Source organism: Roseibium suaedae (genome assembly GCF_900142725.1).
GTDB classification, from domain to species: domain Bacteria; phylum Pseudomonadota; class Alphaproteobacteria; order Rhizobiales; family Stappiaceae; genus Roseibium; species Roseibium suaedae.
In genome coordinates, this window is the sequence record NZ_FRBW01000001.1 from 142,023 (window position 1) to 164,813 (window position 22,791).

The 22,791-nt window shown below is 60.7% G+C and carries 22 protein-coding genes; 9 read left to right on the plus strand and 13 right to left on the minus strand.

Annotated elements, in window-relative coordinates:
• The 3 genes from infB to truB all read left to right on the plus strand — a co-directional run bounded on the left by infB (position 1) and on the right by truB (position 4,269).
• Positions 1-2,676 (plus strand): translation initiation factor IF-2, encoded by a 2,676-nt coding sequence (gene infB, locus BUA94_RS00590; protein ID WP_073007434.1) that lies wholly within the window; start codon positions 1-3, stop codon positions 2,674-2,676.
• A 134-nt stretch (positions 2,677-2,810) separates the two neighbouring features.
• The gene (gene rbfA, locus BUA94_RS00595) at positions 2,811-3,248 is read left to right on the plus strand and encodes a 30S ribosome-binding factor RbfA (protein ID WP_073007437.1); all 438 of its coding nucleotides are present in this window, start codon (positions 2,811-2,813) and stop codon (positions 3,246-3,248) included.
• A 79-nt stretch (positions 3,249-3,327) separates the two neighbouring features.
• Entirely contained in the window at positions 3,328-4,269 is a 942-nt protein-coding gene (gene truB, locus BUA94_RS00600) for a tRNA pseudouridine(55) synthase TruB (protein ID WP_073007440.1), read from the plus strand.
• Between the two features lie 3 nt (positions 4,270-4,272).
• Here the strand turns inward: truB and BUA94_RS00605 are convergent, their stop codons facing one another.
• The 9 genes from BUA94_RS00605 to BUA94_RS00645 all read right to left on the minus strand — a co-directional run bounded on the left by BUA94_RS00605 (position 4,273) and on the right by BUA94_RS00645 (position 12,555).
• On the minus strand, positions 4,273-4,413 hold the full coding sequence (locus BUA94_RS00605; RefSeq protein ID WP_073007444.1) for a DUF2256 domain-containing protein: 141 nt from the start codon (positions 4,411-4,413) through the stop codon (positions 4,273-4,275).
• Positions 4,414-4,482: 69 nt separating this feature from the next.
• Positions 4,483-4,992 (minus strand): MmcB family DNA repair protein, encoded by a 510-nt coding sequence (locus BUA94_RS00610; RefSeq protein ID WP_073007447.1) that lies wholly within the window; start codon positions 4,990-4,992, stop codon positions 4,483-4,485.
• A gap of 54 nt (positions 4,993-5,046) precedes the next feature.
• The gene (locus BUA94_RS00615; RefSeq protein WP_084081639.1) at positions 5,047-6,117 is read right to left on the minus strand and encodes a hypothetical protein; all 1,071 of its coding nucleotides are present in this window, start codon (positions 6,115-6,117) and stop codon (positions 5,047-5,049) included.
• Positions 6,118-6,183: 66 nt separating this feature from the next.
• Positions 6,184-7,968, minus strand: a complete 1,785-nt coding sequence (locus BUA94_RS00620) for a SulP family inorganic anion transporter (RefSeq protein WP_073007449.1) — start codon at positions 7,966-7,968, stop codon at positions 6,184-6,186.
• Between the two features lie 68 nt (positions 7,969-8,036).
• Positions 8,037-8,453, minus strand: coding sequence for a protein tyrosine phosphatase family protein (locus BUA94_RS00625; RefSeq protein ID WP_073007451.1), 417 nt, complete (start codon positions 8,451-8,453; stop codon positions 8,037-8,039).
• A gap of 34 nt (positions 8,454-8,487) precedes the next feature.
• The gene (locus tag BUA94_RS00630) at positions 8,488-9,381 is read right to left on the minus strand and encodes an MBL fold metallo-hydrolase (RefSeq protein WP_073007453.1); all 894 of its coding nucleotides are present in this window, start codon (positions 9,379-9,381) and stop codon (positions 8,488-8,490) included.
• A gap of 36 nt (positions 9,382-9,417) precedes the next feature.
• Entirely contained in the window at positions 9,418-9,882 is a 465-nt protein-coding gene (locus BUA94_RS00635) for a DUF6691 family protein (RefSeq protein ID WP_073007454.1), read from the minus strand.
• Positions 9,883-9,885: 3 nt separating this feature from the next.
• A complete protein-coding gene (locus tag BUA94_RS00640; RefSeq protein WP_073007456.1) occupies positions 9,886-10,314 on the minus strand; it encodes a YeeE/YedE family protein in 429 nt (142 codons plus the stop codon).
• Between the two features lie 189 nt (positions 10,315-10,503).
• Positions 10,504-12,555, minus strand: coding sequence for a bifunctional DedA family/phosphatase PAP2 family protein (locus BUA94_RS00645; protein ID WP_073007457.1), 2,052 nt, complete (start codon positions 12,553-12,555; stop codon positions 10,504-10,506).
• A gap of 273 nt (positions 12,556-12,828) precedes the next feature.
• Here BUA94_RS00645 and pap point away from each other — a divergent pair, with 273 nt between their 5' ends.
• The 5 genes from pap to BUA94_RS00670 all read left to right on the plus strand — a co-directional run bounded on the left by pap (position 12,829) and on the right by BUA94_RS00670 (position 18,834).
• Positions 12,829-14,295: a polyphosphate:AMP phosphotransferase gene (gene pap / locus BUA94_RS00650; protein WP_073007459.1), complete on the plus strand. Its 1,467-nt coding sequence runs from the start codon at positions 12,829-12,831 to the stop codon at positions 14,293-14,295.
• 278 nt (positions 14,296-14,573) lie between these two features.
• A complete protein-coding gene (gene rpsO, locus BUA94_RS00655; protein ID WP_073007461.1) occupies positions 14,574-14,843 on the plus strand; it encodes a 30S ribosomal protein S15 in 270 nt (89 codons plus the stop codon).
• A 245-nt stretch (positions 14,844-15,088) separates the two neighbouring features.
• The gene (gene pnp, locus BUA94_RS00660; protein WP_073010583.1) at positions 15,089-17,215 is read left to right on the plus strand and encodes a polyribonucleotide nucleotidyltransferase; all 2,127 of its coding nucleotides are present in this window, start codon (positions 15,089-15,091) and stop codon (positions 17,213-17,215) included.
• A 160-nt stretch (positions 17,216-17,375) separates the two neighbouring features.
• Complete coding sequence (gene dapB / locus BUA94_RS00665; RefSeq protein WP_073007463.1) at positions 17,376-18,188, plus strand: 4-hydroxy-tetrahydrodipicolinate reductase; 813 nt, start codon at positions 17,376-17,378, stop codon at positions 18,186-18,188.
• Between the two features lie 25 nt (positions 18,189-18,213).
• Positions 18,214-18,834, plus strand: coding sequence for a 2,3-bisphosphoglycerate-dependent phosphoglycerate mutase (locus BUA94_RS00670; protein ID WP_073007465.1), 621 nt, complete (start codon positions 18,214-18,216; stop codon positions 18,832-18,834).
• A gap of 57 nt (positions 18,835-18,891) precedes the next feature.
• On the opposite strand, the gene BUA94_RS00675 is transcribed toward BUA94_RS00670, so the two are convergent.
• Positions 18,892-19,305 carry a DUF2000 domain-containing protein gene (locus BUA94_RS00675; RefSeq protein WP_073007470.1) on the minus strand — a complete coding sequence of 138 codons (414 nt, stop codon included), beginning with the start codon at positions 19,303-19,305 and terminating at the stop codon, positions 18,892-18,894.
• A gap of 140 nt (positions 19,306-19,445) precedes the next feature.
• Between BUA94_RS00675 and BUA94_RS00680 the strand changes: the two genes are divergently transcribed.
• Positions 19,446-19,916, plus strand: a complete 471-nt coding sequence (locus BUA94_RS00680; RefSeq protein ID WP_073007475.1) for an Lrp/AsnC family transcriptional regulator — start codon at positions 19,446-19,448, stop codon at positions 19,914-19,916.
• A gap of 60 nt (positions 19,917-19,976) precedes the next feature.
• Here the strand turns inward: BUA94_RS00680 and BUA94_RS00685 are convergent, their stop codons facing one another.
• Genes BUA94_RS00685 through BUA94_RS00695 form a run of 3 tightly spaced genes read right to left on the minus strand, consistent with a single transcriptional unit; the run spans position 19,977 to position 22,686 of the window.
• On the minus strand, positions 19,977-20,978 hold the full coding sequence (locus BUA94_RS00685; RefSeq protein ID WP_073007478.1) for an adenosine kinase: 1,002 nt from the start codon (positions 20,976-20,978) through the stop codon (positions 19,977-19,979).
• Positions 20,979-21,015: 37 nt separating this feature from the next.
• Positions 21,016-21,906 carry a prephenate dehydratase gene (locus BUA94_RS00690; protein WP_073007484.1) on the minus strand — a complete coding sequence of 297 codons (891 nt, stop codon included), beginning with the start codon at positions 21,904-21,906 and terminating at the stop codon, positions 21,016-21,018.
• 42 nt (positions 21,907-21,948) lie between these two features.
• Complete coding sequence (locus BUA94_RS00695) at positions 21,949-22,686, minus strand: 3-deoxy-manno-octulosonate cytidylyltransferase (RefSeq protein ID WP_073007487.1); 738 nt, start codon at positions 22,684-22,686, stop codon at positions 21,949-21,951.
• Positions 22,687-22,791: the final 105 nt, after the last annotated feature.

The following is a 22,791-nucleotide window of genomic DNA, read 5'->3' on the forward strand; positions in this document are numbered from 1 at the left end:
ATGAGCGATACGAAAAATCCAGGCGACAAGACAATCAGCGTCGAGCGCAAGACGCTTGGCCTCAAGCGGGGCGGTGGCGATCAGGGAACTGTTCGGCAGTCCTTCTCGCATGGCCGGTCCAAGGCCGTCGTCGTGGAGAAGAAGAAGCGCCGTGTTGTGCTTCCAGGTCAGGAAGCAAAGCCCGAGACGCAAGCTCTTCAGACCCAGCGTCTTGAGACCCCTGAGGAAGCACCGCGCAAGCCCGCTCCCGAAGTGAAAATGCCGCGCCCCGGCCAGCGCCCGCAAAAGGGTAGTGGTGGAGCGGTTCTGCGCACCCTGACCAAGGAAGAGGCGGCTGCACGTGCTGCGGCTCTGAAGATGGCTCAGGAACGTGCTGTCGAAGAAAAGCGCCTTGCCGAGATCGAAGCCAAGCGCCGGGCGGAAGAAGATGCCAAGCGCCGCGCTGAAGAAGAAGTTCGTCTGAAGGCTGAAGAAGAAGCCCGCAAGGTGCGCGAGGCTGAAGAAGCCCGTCTTGCAGCTGAACGCGTTGCTGCGGCCCCTGCTGAAGCAGCTCCGGTTGAGAAGCCGGCTGCAGCTCCTGCACCTCAGGCCGCTGCGCCTGCACGGCCGGCAGCTGCGGCCCGTCCGGCCTCTCCGCGTCCGGAAGGTGCCAAGCCGCCGGTTCTCGGCCGCAAGCCGGTTGCCGAAGCTGAAAGCGAAGACGATCGCAACAAGACAGGTGCGCGCGCCGTCAAGCGTGCCAAGCCGGCTCCGACCCCGGCCCGCACCCGTGGTGCCGATGAGGACCGCCGCCGCTCGAAGCTGACCATTTCTGCCGCAACCGGCGGAGATGAAGGCCGTTCCCGTTCGCTGGCTTCCATGCGCCGCCGCCAGGAAAAGGCGAAGCGTGGCATGCAGCAGACTGTGCGTGAGAAGATCTCGCGTGAAGTCATTCTGCCGGAAGCCATCACCATTCAGGAACTCGCCAACCGTATGGCCGAGCGCGCTGTTGACGTCATCAAGCTGCTGATGAAGCAGGGTCAGATGATGAAGATCAACGACGTGATCGATGCCGATACCGCCGAGCTGATCGCCTCCGAAATGGGCCACACCGTAAAGCGCGTGTCCGAGTCGGATGTTGAAGAAGGCCTGTTCTCTGAAGCTGATGCTCCGGAAAGCCTGCAGTCCCGTCCGCCGGTTGTCACGATCATGGGTCACGTCGACCACGGCAAGACCTCGCTTCTGGATGCTATCCGGAATGCGAAGGTGGTTGCTGGTGAAGCTGGTGGCATTACCCAGCATATCGGCGCCTACCAGATCGAGCAGAACGGCAACAAGATCACCTTCATCGATACCCCGGGCCACGCTGCGTTCTCGCAGATGCGTGCACGTGGTGCGAAGTCGACCGATATCGTCATCCTCGTGGTGGCAGCGGACGATGGTGTGAAGCCGCAGACCAAGGAAGCCATCGCCCATGCGAAGGCCGCCGATGTGCCGATCATCGTTGCCATCAACAAGATGGACAAGCCGGCCGCTGATCCGAACCGGGTTCGTACCGAGCTGCTGAACGACTCCATCGTGGTGGAAGCCATGGGCGGTGACGTGATCGACGTTGAGGTCTCTGCCAAGCAGGGCACCAACCTCGACAAGTTGCTGGAAATGATCCTGCTGCAGGCGGAAGTTCTCGAACTTCAGGCCAACCCGAACCGTACCGCTGAAGGCATCGTCATCGAAGCCCAGCTCGATCGTGGCCGCGGCCCGGTTGCAACGGTTCTGGTGCAGAAGGGGACCCTGCGTCCGGGCGACATCCTGGTGGCAGGTGCCGAGTGGGGCCGCGTGCGCGCCATGCTCGACGAGGACGGCAATCAGGTGAAGGAGGCAGATCCCTCCAAGCCGGTCGAGGTTCTCGGGTTCCAGGGCACGCCTGCAGCTGGTGACATGGTCGCCGTTGTCGAGAATGAAGCCCGCGCCCGCGAAATCGTTGACTACCGTCAGCGTCAGATCCGCGAAAAGGCCTCTGTGGTCGCAAGCGGTGCCCGTGGTTCGCTTGAGCAGATGATGAACCGTCTGCAGGAAAACGGCCGGAAGGAATTCCCGCTCGTTCTCAAGGGCGATGTGCAGGGTTCCGTCGAAGCGATCTCCCATGCTCTTGCCGAGCTGGGCACGGATGAAGTGGCTGCCCGTATCCTCATGGCCGGTGTCGGCGGGATCACGGAAAGCGACATCACTCTGGCGATGGCCTCGAAGGCTCCGATCTTCGGCTTCAACGTGCGTGCCAACAAGCAGGCCCGTGAAGCTGCGGCCCGCGAAGGCGTCGAGATCCGCTACTACAACATCATCTACGATCTCGTGGATGACATCAAAGCAGCCATGTCCGGCCTGCTGTCTCCGGAACGCCGCGAGACCTTCCTTGGCAATGCGGAGATCCGCGAGATCTTCAACATCACCAAGGTCGGCAAGGTTGCAGGCTGTCTGGTCACGGAAGGCATCGTGGAACGCGGTGCAGAAGTGCGCCTCATCCGCAACGATGTGGTCATCCACGAAGGCAAGCTCGGCACGCTCAAGCGCTTCAAGGATGAAGTCAAGACCGTGGAATCCGGTCAGGAATGCGGCATGAACTTCGTGAATTACCAGGACATGCGTCCGGGCGATATCATCGAGTGCTTCCGCGTCGAGCAGATTGCTCGGACGCTCTGAGACGCGCCGCATAACCATCTTGAACGCCGGCGCAGAGATCAGTTTGCGCCGGCGTTGTCATTTTACGCGGCTTGAAGGCCGGCCATTTTCCCAGAGCCTTGGGGGCCGGGAAGACCGCAACGGGATAAAATTCCATGGCACGACATACGGGACATACGGCCAAAGGCCCCTCTCAGCGCCAGCTTCGCGTGGGCGAACTCGTCCGCAAGGAACTGTCTGACATTCTGACGCGCGGCGAAGTCTCCGATCCGGAACTGGTCGGTGTGATCATCACCATTCCGGAAGTCCGGATGACCCCGGACCTGCGTCTTGCGACTTGCCTCATCATGCCGCTCGGCGGTGGGGACGGGAAGAAGATCGAGAAGGTTCTCAACCACAGCGCCAAGTATCTGCGCGGACTGGTGTCGCGCCGCATGACCATGAAATACATGCCGGATCTGCGGTTCGTGCTCGACACCCGCTATGACGATGACATGCGGATCGACACCCTTCTGCATTCGCCGGACGTTGCCCGTGACCTCGACCGGGACGACGATGGCGAGGATTTCGGTGGCCGGGACGAAGAAGAGTAAGACCAGGTTTCCGGGTCTATCCCTGCCGGTGTCCTGATGCCGGCAGGTTGCGCATTCCCAATTTCATGACGGACATTTCATGGCGCGGCAACAGGTACGCAGGCAACGCAACACGATCAACGGCTGGCTGGTGCTGGACAAGCCTTACGGCCTGACCTCCAATGATGCCCTGTCGCGCCTGAAGCGCATCCTGCACCCCCAGAAGGTTGGTCACGCAGGCACCCTGGACCCACGGGCCTCTGGCTGTTTGCCGATTGCCTTCGGCGAAGCGACAAAGACCGTGCCTTTCGTCATGGATGGCCGCAAGGTCTACCGGTTTGAGGTGACCTGGGGAGCGGAGACCAGCACCGACGATACGGAAGGTGAGGTCGTCGCGACGTCCGATGTGCGTCCTGATGAGCCTGCCATTCGGGAGGTTCTGCCGGAGTTTGTCGGCACGATCATGCAGGTTCCGCCGATCTTTTCCGCGATCAAGGTGGATGGCGAGCGTGCTTATGACCTTGCCCGTGAGGGTGAGGAAGTGGAGCTGCAGGCACGTCCGATCGATGTGCACCGGCTGGATCTTGTTGAAATGCCGGATGTAAACCGGGCCGTATTCGAGGCTGAATGCGGCAAGGGCACCTATGTGCGGGCGCTGGCGCGGGATCTGGCCCGGCGCCTGGACACCTGTGGCCATGTGACGGTGCTTCGCCGTCTGCTGGTCGGCCCGTTCGGCGAAGAGGACATGGTGTCCCTCGACGAACTGGTAGAGGCTGCTGAAAACCTCGGCGAAGACGGCACCTATGAGGATCTCGTTGCCGAGTTCATTTTGCCGGTGCGCGAGTCTCTTGAAGCCCTGGTCGAATTGCCTGTGTCCATCGAGGATGCGGCGAAGATCCGTCAGGGCATGCCGGTGCTGCTGCGGGGCCGTGATGCGCCGCTTTCTTGCGATGCAGCCTATGCCAGCCATGCCGGGGTGCCGGTTGCGCTCGGGGCGATCGAGAAGGGCCGCTTCCAGCCGAGCCGCGTGTTCCATCTCTGAGTGTTAGGCGGTTTTCGGGGCTTTCTTGCAGCGCTCGGAACAATAGAGCACGCCATCCCAGTCTCGCGCCCATTTCCGGCGCCAGACAAAGAGTCGCCCGCAGCTTTTGCAAGTCTTTTGCGGCAGATCTTTCTTCTTGCGCATCTTCACAGGCGTGACCTCATTTCAGTGCCATGCCTACGCAGATGGTCGGAACTGGATCAGTCTACTCTGTCAGTAGCCGGCAAAAGATCCGCGAAGGTCAGGGTCGGTGAGGTCATGAAGCCGCAGGGCGCCGTGACGGGCAAACCGGTGGGTCACGGCCTTGCGGGTGGCGGCAGGGAGTTTGTGCTCCGGCGCCTCGCGGATGATCTCCGCGCCAAAACCGTCAGACAGGATCAGCCCCGCGTCCTCAGGGAAAATGTCCAGCGGCACGTCCGGGTGTGTGGCGAAATAGAGCCGGTCGCAATGCATCCGGTAGTCGGGCCATTTGCAGTCTGCCCGCAAGTCGGCGATCGAGGATTTGACCTCAATGATCCAGAGCTCGTGCCTGGGACCGAGACCGAGAAGATCGGCGCGGCGGCCAGAGGCCAGTGTAACCTCCGGCAGGCAGGCGAAATCCATGGAGCGCAGCAGGCGGGCAGCGCCGCGCCAGACTTTCAATGCATTGTCCGACTGACGGCCATCCACGAGGGGATCGGTCAGGGAAATGCGGTTCGCTCCAGGCTGCAGTGTCGAGGCCATGGTCTATTTGTTCCGCATTTGTTCGAAAATTTCAAGCGGAAACCAGCTTGATCATTAATGCGGATGGATGCTGCTTTCGAGGATCTGAAGTTTCAGACCGAGCTGATCAGCGAGTTGCAGCATGGTCGCATCAACGGGGAAGACATCCGCGCAGTGTTTCAAAAGCGCACGCGCCTCATCTTCCCAGCCAAGAGCGATCAGCCAATGGCTTCTCTTCAAGGGCAGTTCCTTGCGCCAGCGTTTCGGCAGGGTCATGAGAACGGCATCCTTGTCGATCAGCCGTTCTGCCCGCTCCAGGGTTTCAAGCGCCGCATCTGACGCACGGGCACGCCACTGAGCCTCTCCCAGAAGCCGCAGCATGCCTGGATTGCGGGGAAGGGCGGAGATTTGCTCAATCTGCTGCGGAGAAACCTCCCGTCCTTCGGTCATGGCCTCGGCGAGCGCACCGAATTGGCCAAGGTCCGCAAGGCTGTCGGCAGAAAGAAGGTTCTTGGAGGCAAGCTCCTTGTCTGGATCACGTTCAAAGGTGCTGGTGATCCGTCGGATGATGTTCAGGCTGTAGAGGTGGTCATGGCTGGCGTGGCAGGAGGCCAGAAGGTGCAGGCAAGCCTGCGGCAGAACATCTGCCGCGAAGGCCGCATTGGCGGCATCCACCGGGTCCAGGCAACCGAAATAGAGATGAAGAGGAAAAGGCGTGTCCTTTCCTGCGAAATCAAAGAGCCGGGGATCTTGTGACGACACGCCGTTGGCGGTGCTTTGATAGCCAGGCCGTCCCGGCCGCAGTTCCGTGCCATAGGCGTGGATGGTGCCATCCTTGCGCCGCAGGCCAGTCGACAGGGCGCAGTAGCCGCCCATCGACGAGCCGTAGTGAATGATGCGGGAAGGCTTCGAAAGAGAGATGGCTTCATCGACAGCTTGGTCGATGGCGTGTTCCTGACCCAGATACCAGCCGCTCGCCGCATCATTCAGAAACAGGCAGCTGTGGCGTGTTCGGGCAAAGAGGCGCTCGAGACCGAACCTGCCCGCCGGAACCCGAACCTGGGAATAGACGATCACCAGGACACCACTGGTGCCTGGGTGAAAGCGGGAAAGGAGCTGGGCGCGTCGGGCGGCTGTGTCTTGCATGGCCGGAGAGTGCCGGGACACGCGACCGTCCGCAAGCAGGCTTCTGAAGCGGAAGGCCCGCTGTCCTCAGATCTCCGGTCCGTTCCAGAGCCCGGAGTGGGCGACACGCTTGGGCGTTCTGGCTTCCGAGCGATGAGCTGTGAGGGGATCCAGCTCGCACAGGGCGTCATACTGGCTGAGAAAGACCTTGCCGGTCAGATGGGCCAGGAAATCCGTCCGCTTGAGCTTGTCCATTACCGGCCCCTTCACCTCTGACAGGCTGAAGGAAACACCGCTGTCCTGCAGGCGGTGATTGATTTCCTCCAGGCTTTCCAGCGCACTGGCGTCAATGGCATTCACGGCCGGGCACATCAGCACGACATGTTCGATCGTGGGGCGTTCTGCAATCAGGGCGTAGATCTTGTCTTCCAGATAGCGGCTGTTGGCGAAGAACAGGCTCTCGTCGACGCGAATGCTGAGGACGCGTTCGCCGGTCACCACAGAGTGCCGATCGACATTGCGGAAATGCTCCGTGCCTGGAACGATGCCGACCACGGCCATGTGCGGGCGGGACGAGCGGTAGAGGTGCAGAGCGATGGACAGGATCACGCCGGTTACGACCCCTTGCTCAACGCCGAAGAACAGGGTCACCAGAATGGTTGCGGCCATGGCGGCGAAATCGCTGCGGGAATAGGCGTAGGTGCGCCGGATCGCCTTGAAGTCGACCAGGGAGAGAACGGCGACAATGATGGTCGCAGCCAGTGTTGCCTGAGGCAGGTTGGTGAGAAGCGGCGTCAGGAACAGGGTCGCGACCGCGATGCCGACCGCCGTATAGGCACCGGCGGCAGGGGTTTCAGCGCCTGCGTCGAAATTCACCACCGAACGGGCGAAGCCACCTGTCACCGGATAACCGCCGGAGATGGCGGAGGCGATGTTGGAAGCGCCAAGGCCGATCAGTTCCTGGTCCGGCTCGATCCGCTGGCGTTTCTTGGCAGCCAATGTCTGGGCGACGGAGACGGATTCCACGAAGCCAATGACCGAAATCAGCAGGGCCGCTGGCGCCAGATCCAGCCAGAGGGCGCTGTCGAGTGCCGGCAGATGCGGCATGGGCAAGCCGGAGGGAATGTCGCCGACCAGCTTGACGCCTTTTGCGCCGAGATCAAAACCGGCAGCAATCAGTGTCGTGACCGCCACGGCAGCGACAGGACCGGCCTTTGTGATGATATCCGCCAGAAAGGGCTTGAAGCCGAGGCGGAGCAGCAGGGGTTTGAGTCCCTTGCGCACCCAGAACAGGAAGAGCGTGGCGCAAACGCCGATCACAAGGGTGATCGGATTGGTGCTGCCGATGGTGGAAGCGATTGCAAGCAGGATGTCGTAGAGCGTATGCCCGCCCGCCGGAATGCCGAAGATGTGCTTGAGCTGGCTGGATGCGATCAAGAGGCCGGAGGCCGTGATGAAGCCGGAAATGACCGGATGGCTCAGAAGATTTGCCAGAAAGCCGAGCCGGAAGAAGCCCATGGCCATCAGCATCAGGCCGGACAGGAAGGCGAGGGTAATGGCCGCGCCGAGATATTCCGCAGTGCCTTGAGCGGCGAGCTCTCCGACAGCGGACGCCGTCATCAGTGAGACAACCGCCACTGGCCCGACGGCCAACGCCCGGCTGGTGCCGAAGATGGCATAGGCAACAAGCGGCAGGATCGAGGCATAGAGGCCCACTTCCGGCGGCAGTCCTGCCAGCAGGGCGTAGGCCAGCGATTGGGGGATCAGCATGATCGTGACGATGATGGCCGCCACCAGATCGCTGGTTGCTGTTTCCCGGTCATAGATCCGGGCCCAGGAAAGGATCGGCAGATAGCGCCGCAGAGACTTCATCAAAAAAGACTTTCTGGTGTCGGATCCGCGGCGGGGAGGTCCCGGCCGCTGAAGGCCGGGACACCAGATCAACGGCTCCGGAGGTAATCCGCGAAGGCGGACATGTCATAGCCGGCGTTGCGAGCGCTTTGCAGGATGTCGTCAGCGGGCAGTTGACCTGCCTGCGACAGGCTCCAGAGAGTGGCGCAGCGCGTGCCGGACCGGCAATAGGCGAAGATCGGGCGCGGCAGCTCGTCCAGCGACTTGCCGAACTCTTCGGCGTCCTCGATGCCGAGCTGACCGCCGACGATCGGCTGGTAGCGGAATTCAAGGCCGGCCTTGCGGGCCGCAGCTTCAATCTCCGCGTAGTCTGGCTGGTCCAGGCTTTCACCGTCCGGCCGGTTGCAGATCACCGAGCGGAACCCCTTTGCTGCGATGGCTTCAATGTCCGCGACGGAAATCTGCGGGCTGACGGCGACCTCCTCGGTGAGGTGTCTGACTTCCATTATCATGTCTCCAAGAGCGAATATGCTTTCGCCATCATAATCCGTTCAGGGGCACTTTGAGGAAGCGTTTTCCGCTTTCATCCGCAGGAGGAAGCTGTCCGGCCCGCATATTCACCTGGAGCGAGGGGATGATCAGCTTCGGCATGTCCAGCTGCGCATCGCGCTCGGTGCGGAACTTGACGAACTCTTCCTTGGTCTTTCCGCCGCCGACATGAATGTTGTGGGCCTTTTCCTCGCCAACGGTGGTCTCCCAATGGATGTCCCGTCCATTGGGGCCGTAGTCGTGGCACATGAACAGGCGCATGTCGTCCGGAAGAGAGAGAACCTTCTGAATGGAGTCGTAGAGAACACCGGCGTCCCCGCCGGGGAAGTCGGCACGGGCAGAGCCGCCATCCGGCATGAACAGCGTGTCACCGACAAAGGCGGCATTGCCGATCACATGGACCATACACGCAGGTGTGTGGCCCGGCGTGTACATGGCAAAGGCAGGCATGCTGCCAATCTTGTAGTTGTCGCCATCGGAAAAGAGACGGTCGAACTGGCTGCCGTCGCGCTGGAACTCGGTGCCTTCATTGAAGATCTTGCCGAATGTATCCTGAACCACGGTGATCTTGTCGCCAATGCCCAGCTTGCCGCCGAGTTTTGCCTGAATGTAGGGCGCTGCAGACAGGTGGTCGGCGTGAACATGCGTCTCGATCAGCCATTCCAGCGTCAGGCCCTTGTCCTGGATGAAGCGGATGATCTGGTCGGCATGGTCGTAGGTGATGCGGCCAGCCGCATAGTCGATGTCCATGACGCTGTCGACAACCGCGCAGGCACTGGAGGCCGGATCCTTGACCACATAGCTGATGGTGTTGGTTGCCGCGTCGAAGAAAGCGGTGACCTCCGGCTGGACCGACATGTCGACGGGATAATCTGTCGTGCTCATCTTTGTCTTCCTCATGCGCTGAAGGTTTGGCGCAGCTCAGCCTTGCGCGGGCCTGGGGGCCGCTTTGCCCGCTGGGGCAGTCTTGCTGCCCGAAGCGGTTACGGCCTTGACGATGATCATGCCGGTCAGAATGCCGCCAAGCATGATGAAGGGTTCGATCTGGCCATATCCGATGACTGGCAGCAACCCTCCCGGGCAAAACCCGGCAATGCCCCAGCCGATGCCGAAAATGGCCGCGCCGCCAATCAGCCTTGCGTCGAGCACGGTGCTTGTCGGCAGGGAGAAGCTTGCCGCCAGGAGCGGCCGCTTCATCTGGAAAACCAGGCGGTAACCGATGAAGGTTACAGCCAGCGCGCCGCCCATGACGAACATCAGGCTCGGGTCCCAGGTTCCGGCAAGGTCGAAGAAATTGAGCACCTTGGCAGGGTTTCCCATGCCGGAGAGGAGGATGCCGGTACCGAAGATCAGGCCGGCTGCAAATGCACCAAAGGTTTTCAGCATGGGTCAGGCTCCGATCACGTGGCGGATGACAAAGACCGTGATCAGGGCCGTTGCCATGAAGGTGAGGGTGGCAGCAATGGAGCGCTTGGAAAGACGGGCTATGCCACAGACGCCATGGCCGCTGGTGCAGCCCGAGCCAAGCGAAGTGCCGATCCCGACGAGGACCCCACCGATGCCGATCATGATGGGAGACACCGGCACGCTTAGCGCTGGCAGCGTGCCGGCGATCATCAGGACGATCAGCGGTGAACCGAGGAGGCCAAGCACAAAGGCCGCGCGCCAGGCCCAGTCACTCGAGTTCGGCAAGGCGATCAGTCCGGAGAGAATGCCATTGATGCCGGCAATCCTTCCCAGAAGCCCCATCAGGGCCACTGCAGCAAGGCCAATCAACGCGCCGCCGGCCAGCGACATCAGGGGCGTGAACTCGGTCATGAAGGTGAGATCCTTAGTTTCAATAATATGAATATACTGGATCGTGGGGGGACTCTTCAAGGGGTTCGCACGAAAATATAGAAAAAATGGCATGCATTGAAAACCGGCCGGAACGCTAAGGTTCCGGCCGACTGCAAAAAAGAGCTTTGATAACTTTGACCCGGAGTGGCTGAAGCCAGCCAGGTTGCCTTATTGCGGCGCGGGTTGCGCAGGGCGGGAGAACAGGGGCGCAGAGGCATCCGGATCAACTGCCAACACAACACTGGTGCCGTCGTCACGGGTTCGAACGAGGGCGCCTGGAAGCTTGCGCACCGGGTTGTCCTCAAGCGCGGGGGCCTGGCGGTCTATCTTGGGGCCGGAGAATTCGCCCATTGGCCGAAGGATCTCCTCGTGGAGAATGCTGCCCGAATAGAGCGGCAGAACGGTTCCATTGCGCAGAACCTCGGTGTTGCCCGGCCACAGGCGCAGGATCCAGCGGCTGCCACCGGTGGTCTTGTCATCATCGGAGCGGATCAGGATCAGCGCAGGCTGGCGTCCGTTCTGGGTTCTGGGCAGGGCGGGCAGCTTGTCCGCGGGAGTTTCGCCGACAATAAAGCCGGTGGCAGAAGAGAGCGTCCATTCCGGCGCGGGCTGCCAGCCGTTGCTTTCCAGCGCCTTGGCAAGGCCATCAGGTGCCCCGGCATACTGGATGACGAGCGGTTCCTTTGTCTCGCCGCTGAGTTCGATGCGGTGATCGGGAAGGGTGGCCCAGCCGAAGGATTGCCATTCGGAGGCCGTCAGCAAGCGGCGGTCGTGGCGCGGCTTGTAGGTTTCCATGGCCGTGGAGAAGTCCCGCGACACATGCCAGCTTCCAAACCCGGCCAGGATCAGCACGATGAGCCCGGCAAGAGTGAGCCGTCCGACCTTCTCGTTGTGGATGGGGCCGAAGACGAAGCCGAAGGCGGAGACCATTCCCAAGCCGAAGAGGGTTCCCGCCAGAACGTCCGACATCCAGTGGGCACCGAGATAGACGCGGGAGAAACCGATTGCGATCACGTATGTCGCGGTGATCGTGAAGATGGAGGCCTTGGCCCAGCGGCTGCGGTCATGGGCGATCAGCACCGCGCAGATGCCGAAGAGGACCGTATTGAGCGTGGCATGGCCGCTCGGGAAACTGAAGGCATCCGCCCCGGTATAGAGATCCATTGGCCGGGAGCGCTCAAGCAGGCTTTTGAACAGCGGCACGAACAGGGCCGTGCCGCCGATGGCGATCAGGAAGCCAACGGCCCGGCGCCAGGCCTTGCGCAGGAACAGGTAAGCGGTCACGGTCAGTGCCACGACGGCAACGACAATGCCGTCGCCAAGCATGGTGATCGTCGTCATCAGCTGGTCACCGATTGGCGACCGCAGATCCGTGAACATGTTCAAGATTGCGACGTCAGCCCGCACCATCGGTTCGCCGGGCGCGATCTCGCCCATGAACCAGAAGAACAGCGGCATGGTGATCAGGAGCACCACGGCGGACACGAGCATGCCCGTTGAGCGGGGATGTTGCGGATCGAAGGTTTCCGCAATCCAGCGCGAGACCCGGTCGGGGCGCCGGGCGAACCAGTTGACCACCGCGGAGTGCGCATTGGGAAAGAGCGGCATGATGATCAGGATCATCCAGCGTCCCAGCATCACGATGACGAAGGCGATGACGAGGAGACCGCCAAGCACGACAGCCAGGCGTCCGCTGACCTCGCCAATGGCAGAAAGCGCTGTTCCGGCGATGATGCCGGGGCCGAGATGGGCCGCTGTCCAGGCAAAGGCAGAGGTGATGTTGATCACCGTGAAGCGGGTCGCGTTCATTCCCACCATGCCCGCGATGCCCGGCACGACCGATTTCACACCCGGAACAAAGCGGCCGATGAAGACGCTCTTGCCACCGTGGATCTTGAAGAATTCCTCGCCCTTGTCGACCAGCTGGGTGTAGCGGGACAGGGGCCAGATCTTCCGGACCTTGTCCTTGTAGAAATGCCCGAACCAGTAGGACACCGCATCGCCAGCCGTTGCCCCGAGAGTGGTCCAGATGAAGATCTCGACACCATTCAGCTTGCCTAGACCGATCAGCGTTCCGGCGCCGACCAGCACGACAGTACTGGGCACCACCAGACCGATGATGAAAAGCGCCTCGCCCATGGCGGCCGCAAAACAGATGGCCCCTGCGAGCGCGGGGTTGTCGCCGATGAAATTGACTAAATATTCAAATAGGGCGGTCAATGGGCTGGCGCTCGGTCTTTGGCTTGTCCTGGGGTCACCCAACGGCTCCGTCGGGTCACTTTCGTGGGCTTGATATAGGCACCTGGCCGGTGTCACAACAAGTCACCTGAGTGGCAAAAGTGGCCGGTGTGGAGCGCAAGTGCGGCGTCACCGCCGTTCGCCTCGTCTCCGGCGTGTTTGCGGGCAATTGACAATTCTTCGTTGTTGGCGGGAAATCGTTCACTTGGTGTGCCGGACAAGATCGCCGGTCAGGCGTGTGATGGAGAGACATGAATGTTTGATTCGGCGAAGCTTCCGCAGGACATGGACAAGAAGTCCTTTCACGATCTTGAGCCGCAACTTCGCGAAGCGCTGCTCTCTGCCCAGCTGGAAGCAGTCGAAAAGAAAGCCTTCTCGATCATGATCCTCGTTGATGGCCTGGATGGTGCGGGAAAAGGGGAGGCAGTAGCCCGTCTCTACGACTGGATGGATGCTCGGCACCTGACCTGCAACGCCTATGGCGATCCCATGGACGAAGCACGCATGCGCCCGCCGCTCTGGCGCTATTGGCGTGATCTGCCTGCCAAGGGAGAGACGGCAATTGTCTTTGGCAGCTGGTACCAGCAGGCCCTGCGCGACCGGATCTACGACAAGATCGATGACGCCGAGTTCAATCATCAGATGGCCCGTATCCGCCGCTTCGAGGAGATGCTGGCCAACGAAGGCGTGCTTCTGCTCAAGTTCTGGTTCCTTTTGCCGAAGGAAGACCAGGAAAAGCGGCTCAAGCAGATCAAGAAGAAGAATGCTGCGCGTCACGTTCTGGCGGACTGGGCGACGCTGAAGAACCATGCCAAGGCCACGGACGTCGGCGAGCAGATCATTCTGGAGACCAGCAAGGGCCACGCGCCCTGGTTCGTCATTCCGTCCCAGAATTCCGACTACCGCGATGCAGCCATTGGCCAGACTCTTGCAGATTCCATCCGCTTGAAGCTGGAGGATGGCCAGCATCAGGCGGTATCCGCGCCCGCGGTCGTCAGCGGACTTCCTCACCGCACTGCCGTGGACGCGATCGACCTGACAGCCTCCGTCTCCAAGAGCGACTACGAGGAAGAGCGCGAGAAGCTGCAGCAGCGTCTGTCCGACCTGTCCGATACCAAGGATTTTGCCAAGAAGGGCATGATCCTCGTGTTTCAGGGCAATGATGCGGCGGGCAAGGGCGGGGCCATCCGCCGGGTGATCCGTCCGCTTGATCCGCGCATCTACCGGGTCCATCCGATTTCCGCTCCAAGCGACGAGGAAAAGGCCAGGCCCTACCTCTGGCGCTTCTGGCGCAGGATGCCGGCGCGCGGGCATATCGCGATCTTTGACCGGTCCTGGTACGAGCGGGTTTTGGTCGAGCGAGTGGAAGGCTATGCCAGCCACGATGACTGGCTGAGAGCCTATAACGAGATCAACGATTTCGAGGCCGAGCTGACCAAGTTCGGGTATGTGGTCTGCAAGTTCTGGCTGGCGATCAGTGCTGAAGAGCAGCTCCGGCGGTTCAAGGCACGCGAGGAAACCGTCTACAAGCAGCACAAGATCACGGATGACGATTGGCGCAACCGGTTGAAATGGGACGATTATGCCGTCGCAGCAGGGGACATGATCGACCGCACCTCGACCCACTATGCGCCCTGGACCCTGGTTTCTGCGGAAAACAAGCGGCATGCGCGGCTGACCGTGCTTCGGACCATTTGCGAGAAGGTCGAGGAAGCCCTCTGAATTCCGAAGGGAGCTGGCTGCTCTCTCTTTGGCTGCCCGATGACTGTCTGATGCCTTCCCGCGCTGGGCCGGGCAGCTATGCATTGGCCAGATTCTGCTGGTAATCCGCAAGCAACTCCGTCATATTCCGCCGCCATTGGGACCTGTTGGCCCCAGTGGTCTCCGTCATCCTTTGCTGACCGACATCTCGGCTCTGGCCAAGGCGGGGATCCTGCCGGGTATTCCGGCACTTAAAATCATGGGCGGCTCCGGCAGCCCGCATTCTGAAAGGACACACGATGTCGATTACTGCTGAACGTAAGGCTGAGCTCATCAAGGAATACGCGACCAAGGAAGGCGACACCGGTTCTCCGGAAGTCCAGGTTGCGATCCTGACCGAGCGGATCAACAACCTGACTGGCCACTTCAAGTCCCACGGCAAGGACAACCACTCCCGCCGCGGCCTTCTGAAGATGGTTGCTTCCCGTCGTTCCCTGCTCGACTACGTCAAGGGCAAGAACGAAGAGCGCTACCAGTCTCTGATCCAGCGCCTCGGCATCCGCCGCTAACGGCAGAACCAAACAAACGCGGTGGGTGGATTTGCCCGCCGCGTTTGCTTATAGGAAGTCAAGTGACGGTCATGGGGCAGGATTGCCAGCCGCTCTTTCGCTTGAGAGCAGCTCGTCGTCTTGCCCGTGGCTTGTCATATCGGTAACCGGCCCATACGGGGCCGACCGATAATTGTCCCGCAGTCCAACAGGAAACCGTTCTGAACGGGGACCGGAACTGGGGGACGAAGCTGTAAGGAATGACGATGTTTAATGTTCATCGCGTTGAAGTCGAGTGGGGCGGCCGCCCGCTCGTGCTGGAAACGGGCAAGGTGGCCCGTCAGGCTGATGGCGCCGTGATGGCGTCCTACGGGGAAACCAAGGTTCTGGCGACCGTCGTGTCTGCCAAGGCTCCGAAGCCGGGCCAGGATTTCTTCCCGCTGACCGTGAATTACCAGGAAAAGGCTTTCGCAGCCGGCAAGATCCCGGGTGGCTACTTCAAGCGTGAAGGCCGTCCGAGCGAGCACGAAACCCTGACCTCGCGTCTGATCGACCGTCCGATCCGCCCGCTGTTTGCCGATGGCTACAAGAACGACACCCAGGTGGTGATCACCGTTCTGTCCCACGACATGGAAAACGCTCCGGACATCCTCGCCATGGTTGCCTCCTCGGCTGCCCTGACCCTGTCCGGCGTTCCGTTCATGGGCCCGATCGGCGGCGCACGCGTTGGCTTCATCAACGGCGAATACGTCCTGAACCCGCTCGTCGACGACATGTCCGAATCCTCTCTGGATCTGGTTGTTGCCGGTACCGCTGATGCGGTTCTGATGGTTGAGTCCGAAGCAAAGGAACTCGACGAAGACACCATGCTCGGCGCCGTGATGTTCGGCCATCGTGGTTTCCAGCCGGTGATCGATGCGATCATCAAGCTGGCTGAAACCGCTGCCAAGGAACCGCGCGAGCTGAACGTTCCGGATCACTCCGCTCTGTTCGAGCAGATCAAGGGCATTGCTGCCGACGATCTGAAGGCTGCCTACAAGATCACCGCAAAGACCGAGCGCAAGAACGCAGTCGACGCGGCCAAGGCCAAGGTTGTCGAAGCAGTCATCACCAACGCTGGTGACGCTGCTCCGGAAGGCACCGTTGTTGGCGAGCTGTTCAAGAAGCTCGAAGCCGAGATCGTTCGCGGCGCTATCATCGAGACCAGCACCCGTATCGACGGCCGTGACCTGTCCACCGTCCGCCCGATCGTGTCGGAAGTCGGCATCCTGCCGCGCGCGCACGGCTCTTCCCTGTTCACCCGTGGTGAAACCCAGGGTCTCGTTGTTGCCACCCTCGGCACCGGCGAAGACGAGCAGTTCGTTGATGCGCTGGAAGGCACCTACAAGTCCCATTTCATGCTGCACTACAACTTCCCGCCCTACTCGGTCGGTGAAACGGGCCGCATGGGCTCCCCGGGACGCCGCGAAATCGGTCACGGCAAGCTTGCATGGCGCGCCATCAACCCGATGCTGCCGGCCAAGCACGACTTCCCGTATACCCTGCGCGTTGTCTCCGAAATCACCGAATCCAACGGTTCGTCCTCCATGGCGACCGTTTGCGGCACCTCCCTGTCCCTGATGGATGCAGGCGTTCCGCTGAAGGCTCCGGTGGCTGGTATCGCCATGGGCCTGATCAAGGAAGGCGACAAGTTCGCAGTCCTGTCCGACATCCTGGGTGATGAAGATCACCTCGGCGACATGGACTTCAAGGTGGCTGGTTCCGAAAACGGCATCACCGCGCTGCAGATGGACATCAAGATCGACGGTATCACCGAAGAGATCATGAAGGTCGCTCTGGGTCAGGCCAAGGACGGCCGTATCCACATCCTCGGTGAAATGGCCAAGGCGATCACCACGGCTCGTTCCGAGCTTGGCGAACACGCTCCGCGTATCGAAGTGATGAAGATCCCGGTCGACAAGATCCGTGAAGTCATCGGTTCCGGCGGCAAGGTCATCCGCGAAATCGTGGAAAAGACCGGCGCCAAGGTGAACATCGAGGACGACGGCACCGTCAAGATCGCGTCTTCCGACGGCAAGGCCATCAAGGCCGCTGTGAACTGGATCAACTCCATCGCAGCCGAGCCGGAAGTTGGCATGATCTACGAAGGTACGGTCGTGAAGTGCGTTGATTTCGGCGCCTTCGTGAACTTCTTCGGTGCCAAGGACGGTCTGGTCCACATCTCCCAGCTCGCTCCCAAGAAGGTTGCCAAGGTGACCGACGTCATCAAGGAAGGCGACAAGGTCTGGGTCAAGCTCATGGGCTTCGACGAGCGCGGCAAGGTCCGCCTGTCCATGAAGGTCGTTGACCAGGAGACCGGCAAGGAAATCGAGAAGGAAAAGGAAGAAGACTGAGATCTTCTGTCCCGACCGGATGATTGAATAGGAAATGGGGCGGTTCGCACGGCGGGCCGCCCCGTTTTTATGTTGGTTGCGGTCTGCATTCGAATTGGTTCATTTGCCAAGGCTGGTGAAGCTGCTATACCCCGGATGCAGACTGGAACGAGGAATACCGATGAGCGAAATGCGCCTTGTCGTCGTGGGAGCAGCAGGCCGGATGGGCCGGGCACTTGTCCGGGCCGTGACCGAATCCTCTGGTGCCCGCGTGAGTGCGGCAATCGAACGGGAAGGTTCCGAATTCCTGGGCAAAGATGCCGGTGAACTCGCCGGATGCGGCGAGCTGGGCGTTCCGGTCACTTCCGACGCCCTGACCGCCTTTGCGGCAGCCGATGGTGTTCTGGACTTTACAGCGCCCAAGGCAAGTCTCTGGTTTGCGGAACTCGCAGCACAGGCCCGCATTGTCCATGTCATCGGCACGACCGGTTGGGCGCAGGGCGAGGATGAACCGCTTCTTGCTGCCGCCCGCCACGCCCGTATCGTCAAGTCCGGCAATATGAGCCTTGGCGTCAATCTTCTGGCCGCGCTGGTCAAGCAGGCGGCGAAGGCTCTTGATGCGGACTTCGATATCGAAGTGCTCGAGATGCACCACAAGCACAAGGTTGACGCTCCATCTGGCACCGCCCTGATGTTGGGAGAGGCCGCAGCCAAGGGGCGCGGCATTTCCCTTGAAGAGCATTCTGTTCGCGCGCGCGATGGCATCACCGGTGCCCGCACGCAAGGTGACATCGGCTTTGCCACCCTGCGCGGCGGGTCCGTGATCGGTGAGCATTCCGTGATCTTTGCCAGCGACAGCGAACGGCTGACGCTGTCCCACCATGCCGAAGACCGGCAGCTCTTTGCCAAGGGGGCGGTCAAGGCCGCGCTCTGGGCCTTCGAGAAGAAGCCCGGTTTCTATTCAATGGCCGATGTCCTCGGCCTCAGTGATTGACCTCCCATCGTCAAGGAGTACGACCATGGAACGCATTCTGGTGCTCGTCCGCCACGGTCAGAGTGAATGGAATTTGAAGAACCTGTTCACGGGCTGGAAGAACCCCAACCTGACTGAACAGGGCGTGGCCGAAGCCAAGAAGGCGGGTGAACAGCTTCGCGATCTCAAGCTGAAGTTCGACCTTGCTTTCACGTCTGATCTGACGCGTGCCCAGAAGACTCTTGAGCTGATCCTTTCCGAGATCGGTCAGGATGGTCTCGAGACGGTGAAGAACCAGGCGCTGAACGAGCGTGACTATGGTGACATCACCGGCATGAACAAGGACGAGGCGCGCGAGAAGTTCGGCGAAGAGCAGGTCCATATCTGGCGCCGGTCCTTCGACGTTCCGCCTCCGGGTGGTGAAAGCCTCAAGATGACCGCTGAGCGCGTTCTGCCGTACTACCATAAGGAAATCCTGCCCCAGGTTCTGGGCGGCAAGAGCATCATCGTGGCAGCCCATGGCAACTCCCTGCGCGCCCTGATCATGGAACTGGAAAACCTGACGCCCGAGCAGATCCTCAAGCGTGAACTGGGCACCGGCGCGCCGGTGGTCTACCGCCTTGCCGAAGACGGCAGCGTGATCAGCGTTCAGGATCTCGCGGACTGATCGTCCAGTAAAGGTCAAGGAATTGAAAAGGCGCCTCTATGGGCGCCTTTTTGCGTTTCAGCGCAGCAGCTTGAGGCTACCTGTTAGGGAACGGACCCATTTGGACGGTCCGGCAAAGCCCAGACCGTCCAAGGGCTCATGGGCAAGGTCCTTAGCAGGGAATTGTGCTTCATAATCGCTATAGGCATGAAGAGACCGGGCAAATCGCGGGAAAGGCACAACAGTGCCCTCGCCGCTGGTCACGGCCTTCAAAAGCAGCTCTGTCAGCGTGGTCTCGTCCGCTTGCAACATGGGGACGGGGTGGTTGGATGAAATGCTGATCGTTCTGCCTTCGCCGTCTGTGAGCTGTCGGTTGCCGAACTCCGGCATTCTTGCGCCAATGCCAACAGAAATTGCTGCGGCTGTATTAGCCAGTGCGCCAAGGGCCAGATCCGGATTGACGATGATGGCGATGCGCAGATCCTGGGTCATATGTAACCTCGCGGGGATGATTGATATCCCGATGAAGCTATTCCAGCGTGAATGGTCATTCATGCCTATTTACCCATCTAATCTGCGATTGTAGGTAGGATCTACCTCAATGATTTTCTCAATAGGTGGGAACTTCCAAAATGGAGCTTGATGCTTCCGATCTTCGTATTCTCAGGTCCCTGCAAGAGGACGGGCGTCTGACCAATCAGGCCTTGGCGGACAAGGTCGGTCTTTCTACATCGCCCTGCTGGCGCCGTGTTCGCCAGCTGGAAGAGACAGGCATCATTCAGGACTACCGCGCTTGCCTGGACCGCAAACAGATCGGCCTTGGTGTTCTGGCCTTCATACGGGTGAAGATCGATAGCCACAGTGAAAGCGAGGCGGACGAGTTCTCGCGAAAGATCCTGGAGCTTGAAGAGGTTGTCGCCTGCTATAGCATTGCGGGAGATGCTGATTTTCTGGTGCAGGTGGTGGCTCGGGATCTCGACAGCTATTCGGATTTTGCCATGTCGGTGATCCGCCGCTTGCCGGGTATCAAGGAGATGCAGACCACTTTTGTGCTCAAGGAATTGAAGCCGTTTCAGGGCTTCCCGGTTGGCCTTGGCGGTTAGCCCATGAAAAAGCCGCGCCCGGGGCACCGGACGCGGCTTTGAAGGTCAAGTACGGCCGGTTCAGATCTCGAAGCCGTGCTGGGAAGCCAGATGCTTCAGCGGCTTTTCCGGGCGGGCGCCCACGTGGCCGATGACGTTGCTGGCGCACAGGCAGCCGAGTTCAAGTGAGGTCTTCAGATCGTAGTCCCGGGCAAAGCCGAAGAGGAAGCCTGCGGCAAAGAGGTCGCCGGCGCCGGTCAGGTCGACGACAGCATCCACCTGCTGGGCATCGGCCTTGAAGATGCCTTCTGCTGAAATCGCCATCGCGCCTTTTTCACCAAGGGTCAGCGCGGTGAGGGCGCCGTTGTCCTTTGCGGCGGCAACGGCAGTGTCGATGTCGGCCGTCTGGTAAAGCGCCTTCAGTTCGTGTTCGTTGGCAAAGACGATATCGACGACGCCGTCCGAGATGAGCTTCAGGAACTCGCTGCGATACCGGTCGACGCAGAAAGAGTCCGATAGGGAAATCGCAACCTTGCGGCCTGCCGCGTGGGCGATGGACGCCGCTTCAAGAAAGGCCTTCTTGGCTTCTTCCGGATCCCAGAGATAGCCTTCCATGTAGGTCACGGCAGAGGCCTTGACCACGTCCGCATCCACGTCGACGGGCCCCAGGTGCACGCAGGCCCCCAGATAGGTGTTCATGGTGCGCTCGCCGTCCGGAGTGATCAGGATCATCGAGCGGGCGGTCGGGTCCTTGTCGATCAGGCGGGAGGTTTCGAAGTGAACGCCTGTCTTGCGCATGTCGTGGGCGAAGCTGTCGCCCAGTTCATCCACGGCGACCTTGCCGAAATAGGCTGGGGCACCGCCAAGAGAGGCGATGCCCGCAGCCGTGTTGCCTGCGCTGCCGCCAGAGATCCGCACTGTCTGCCCCATCCGGTCGTAAAGCCGGATGGCTTCATCCGTGTCGATCAGGCGCATGGCGCCCTTCACCAGATTTTCCCGGGCAAGGAAGTCCTCTTCCACATGGGCAAACACGTCACAGATGGCGTTGCCGATGCAAAGGGCGTCGAAGCGGATGTCGGTCATGTGTCTCTCTTGGCTGCGTTACGCAAGTGTCAGGCGGTCAAAGGGCCGGGGTCGGACGGAGGGCGCGGTTGGCCTCCGGTTCCCGGATCTTTTCCCGGAAGGGATTGGCGCAATAGACGCCGAGCATCTTGAACTCGGCGCAATAGAACTTCAGTTCCTCCAGCGCCAGGGCGACGGACTTGTCGTCCGGGTGGCCTTCGATGTCCGCGTAGAACATGGAGGCGAAGAACTGGCCTTCCAGCTGGTAGGATTCCAGCTTGGTCATGTTCACGCCGTTGGTGGCGAAGCCGCCAAGCGCCTTGTAGAGCGCAGCCGGCACGTTGCGGACGCGGAAGACAAAGGTCGAGATGATCGGCTGGCCCGCGTTGGCGGCCGGAAGATCTTCCGGCGACAGGATCAGGAAGCGGGTGGTGTTGTGCTCCGCGTCTTCCACGTTCCGGCGCAGGATGTCGAGGCCGTAGATGTCTGCGGCCATCTCCGGAGCAAGGGCAGCAGCGCTGAGATCGCCCTTTTCAGCGATCTGGCGGGCAGAACCGGCGGTATCAGCGCCGACGAGCGGAGCCAGACCCAGTTCGCGGATGATCTTGCGGCATTGGCCGAGGGCCATGATGTGGCTCTGCACACTCTTCAGGCCTTCAAGCGTCGCGCCCTTCGGAGCCATCAGCTGAAAGCGGATCGGCAGGAAATATTCGCCGATGATGTGCAGGCTGGACTTCGGGAGCAGGTGATGGATGTCCGCTACGCGGCCTGCGACAGAGTTTTCCACCGGGATCATGCCCAGATCGGCTTCACCGGACTCAAGGGCCTGGAAGCAGTCTTCAAAGGTCGGGCAGGGGATGGCCTGGTAGTCGGGATAGACATTGCGGCAGGCCATATGGGAATTGGCCCCGGTTTCACCCTGGAATACGATTTTCTTGCGGTCGGTCATATCGAACTCGGATCTGGCAGGCGTGCTTGTGGCCTGCTGATTTCAGGACTGTCCGGCGATGGCAGCGCGTGCGCGCTCCAGATCTTCCGGAGTGTTGACGTCCATCGGTGCGCTGTCGATGGCACTGATATCGATCCGCATGCCGGCTTCAAGCGCACGGAGCTGCTCCAGCTTTTCGCGGATCTCAAGCGGCGACGGCTTAAGGGATACGAACCGGTCCAGGGCGCTGCGGCGGTAAGCATAGACGCCGATGTGCTGGAAGAGCGGTCCGTCCCCGGTGGGGGCCGTCGCCCTGGTAAAGTAGAGGGCGCGGAACGCGCCATTGCCGTTGGGTGTTGCAACGGCCTTCACGAAACTCGGATCATCGCGGAACCGGGGATCCCGGATCTCGGTCATAATGGTGCCAATTTCAACGGCAGGATCAGCAAGAGGTGCGAAGGCCGCGCGAATCGCTTCCGGTTCGATCAAGGGCACGTCGCCCTGGAGATTGAGCACAATCTGATGGTTTCTGTTGGGATCCACCAGATTTGTCGCCTCATGAATGCGGTCTGAGCCGGATTGATGGTCCGTCCTTGTCATCACCGCTTCGCCGCCGTGGTTTTCAACCGCACGGGCGATGTCTTTGTGATCGCAAGCCACCACGACGCGGCCGAGCCTGGCGTTCTGAGCCTGCTCTAAGACGCGGACAATCATTGGTTTTCCGCCAATATCCGCGAGCGGCTTGCCAGGAAGGCGAGATGCTTCGAGCCGGGCTGGAATGACGACAAGGGCGTTCTGCAAGGAAAATCTCCGGTACCTCAGGACGGCTAAAACACAGGTTTTTCACCTCTGTGTCCAAATGTCTTAGCCGCAGCTCTTTTATACCTATGGACAGCGACGTCAAAA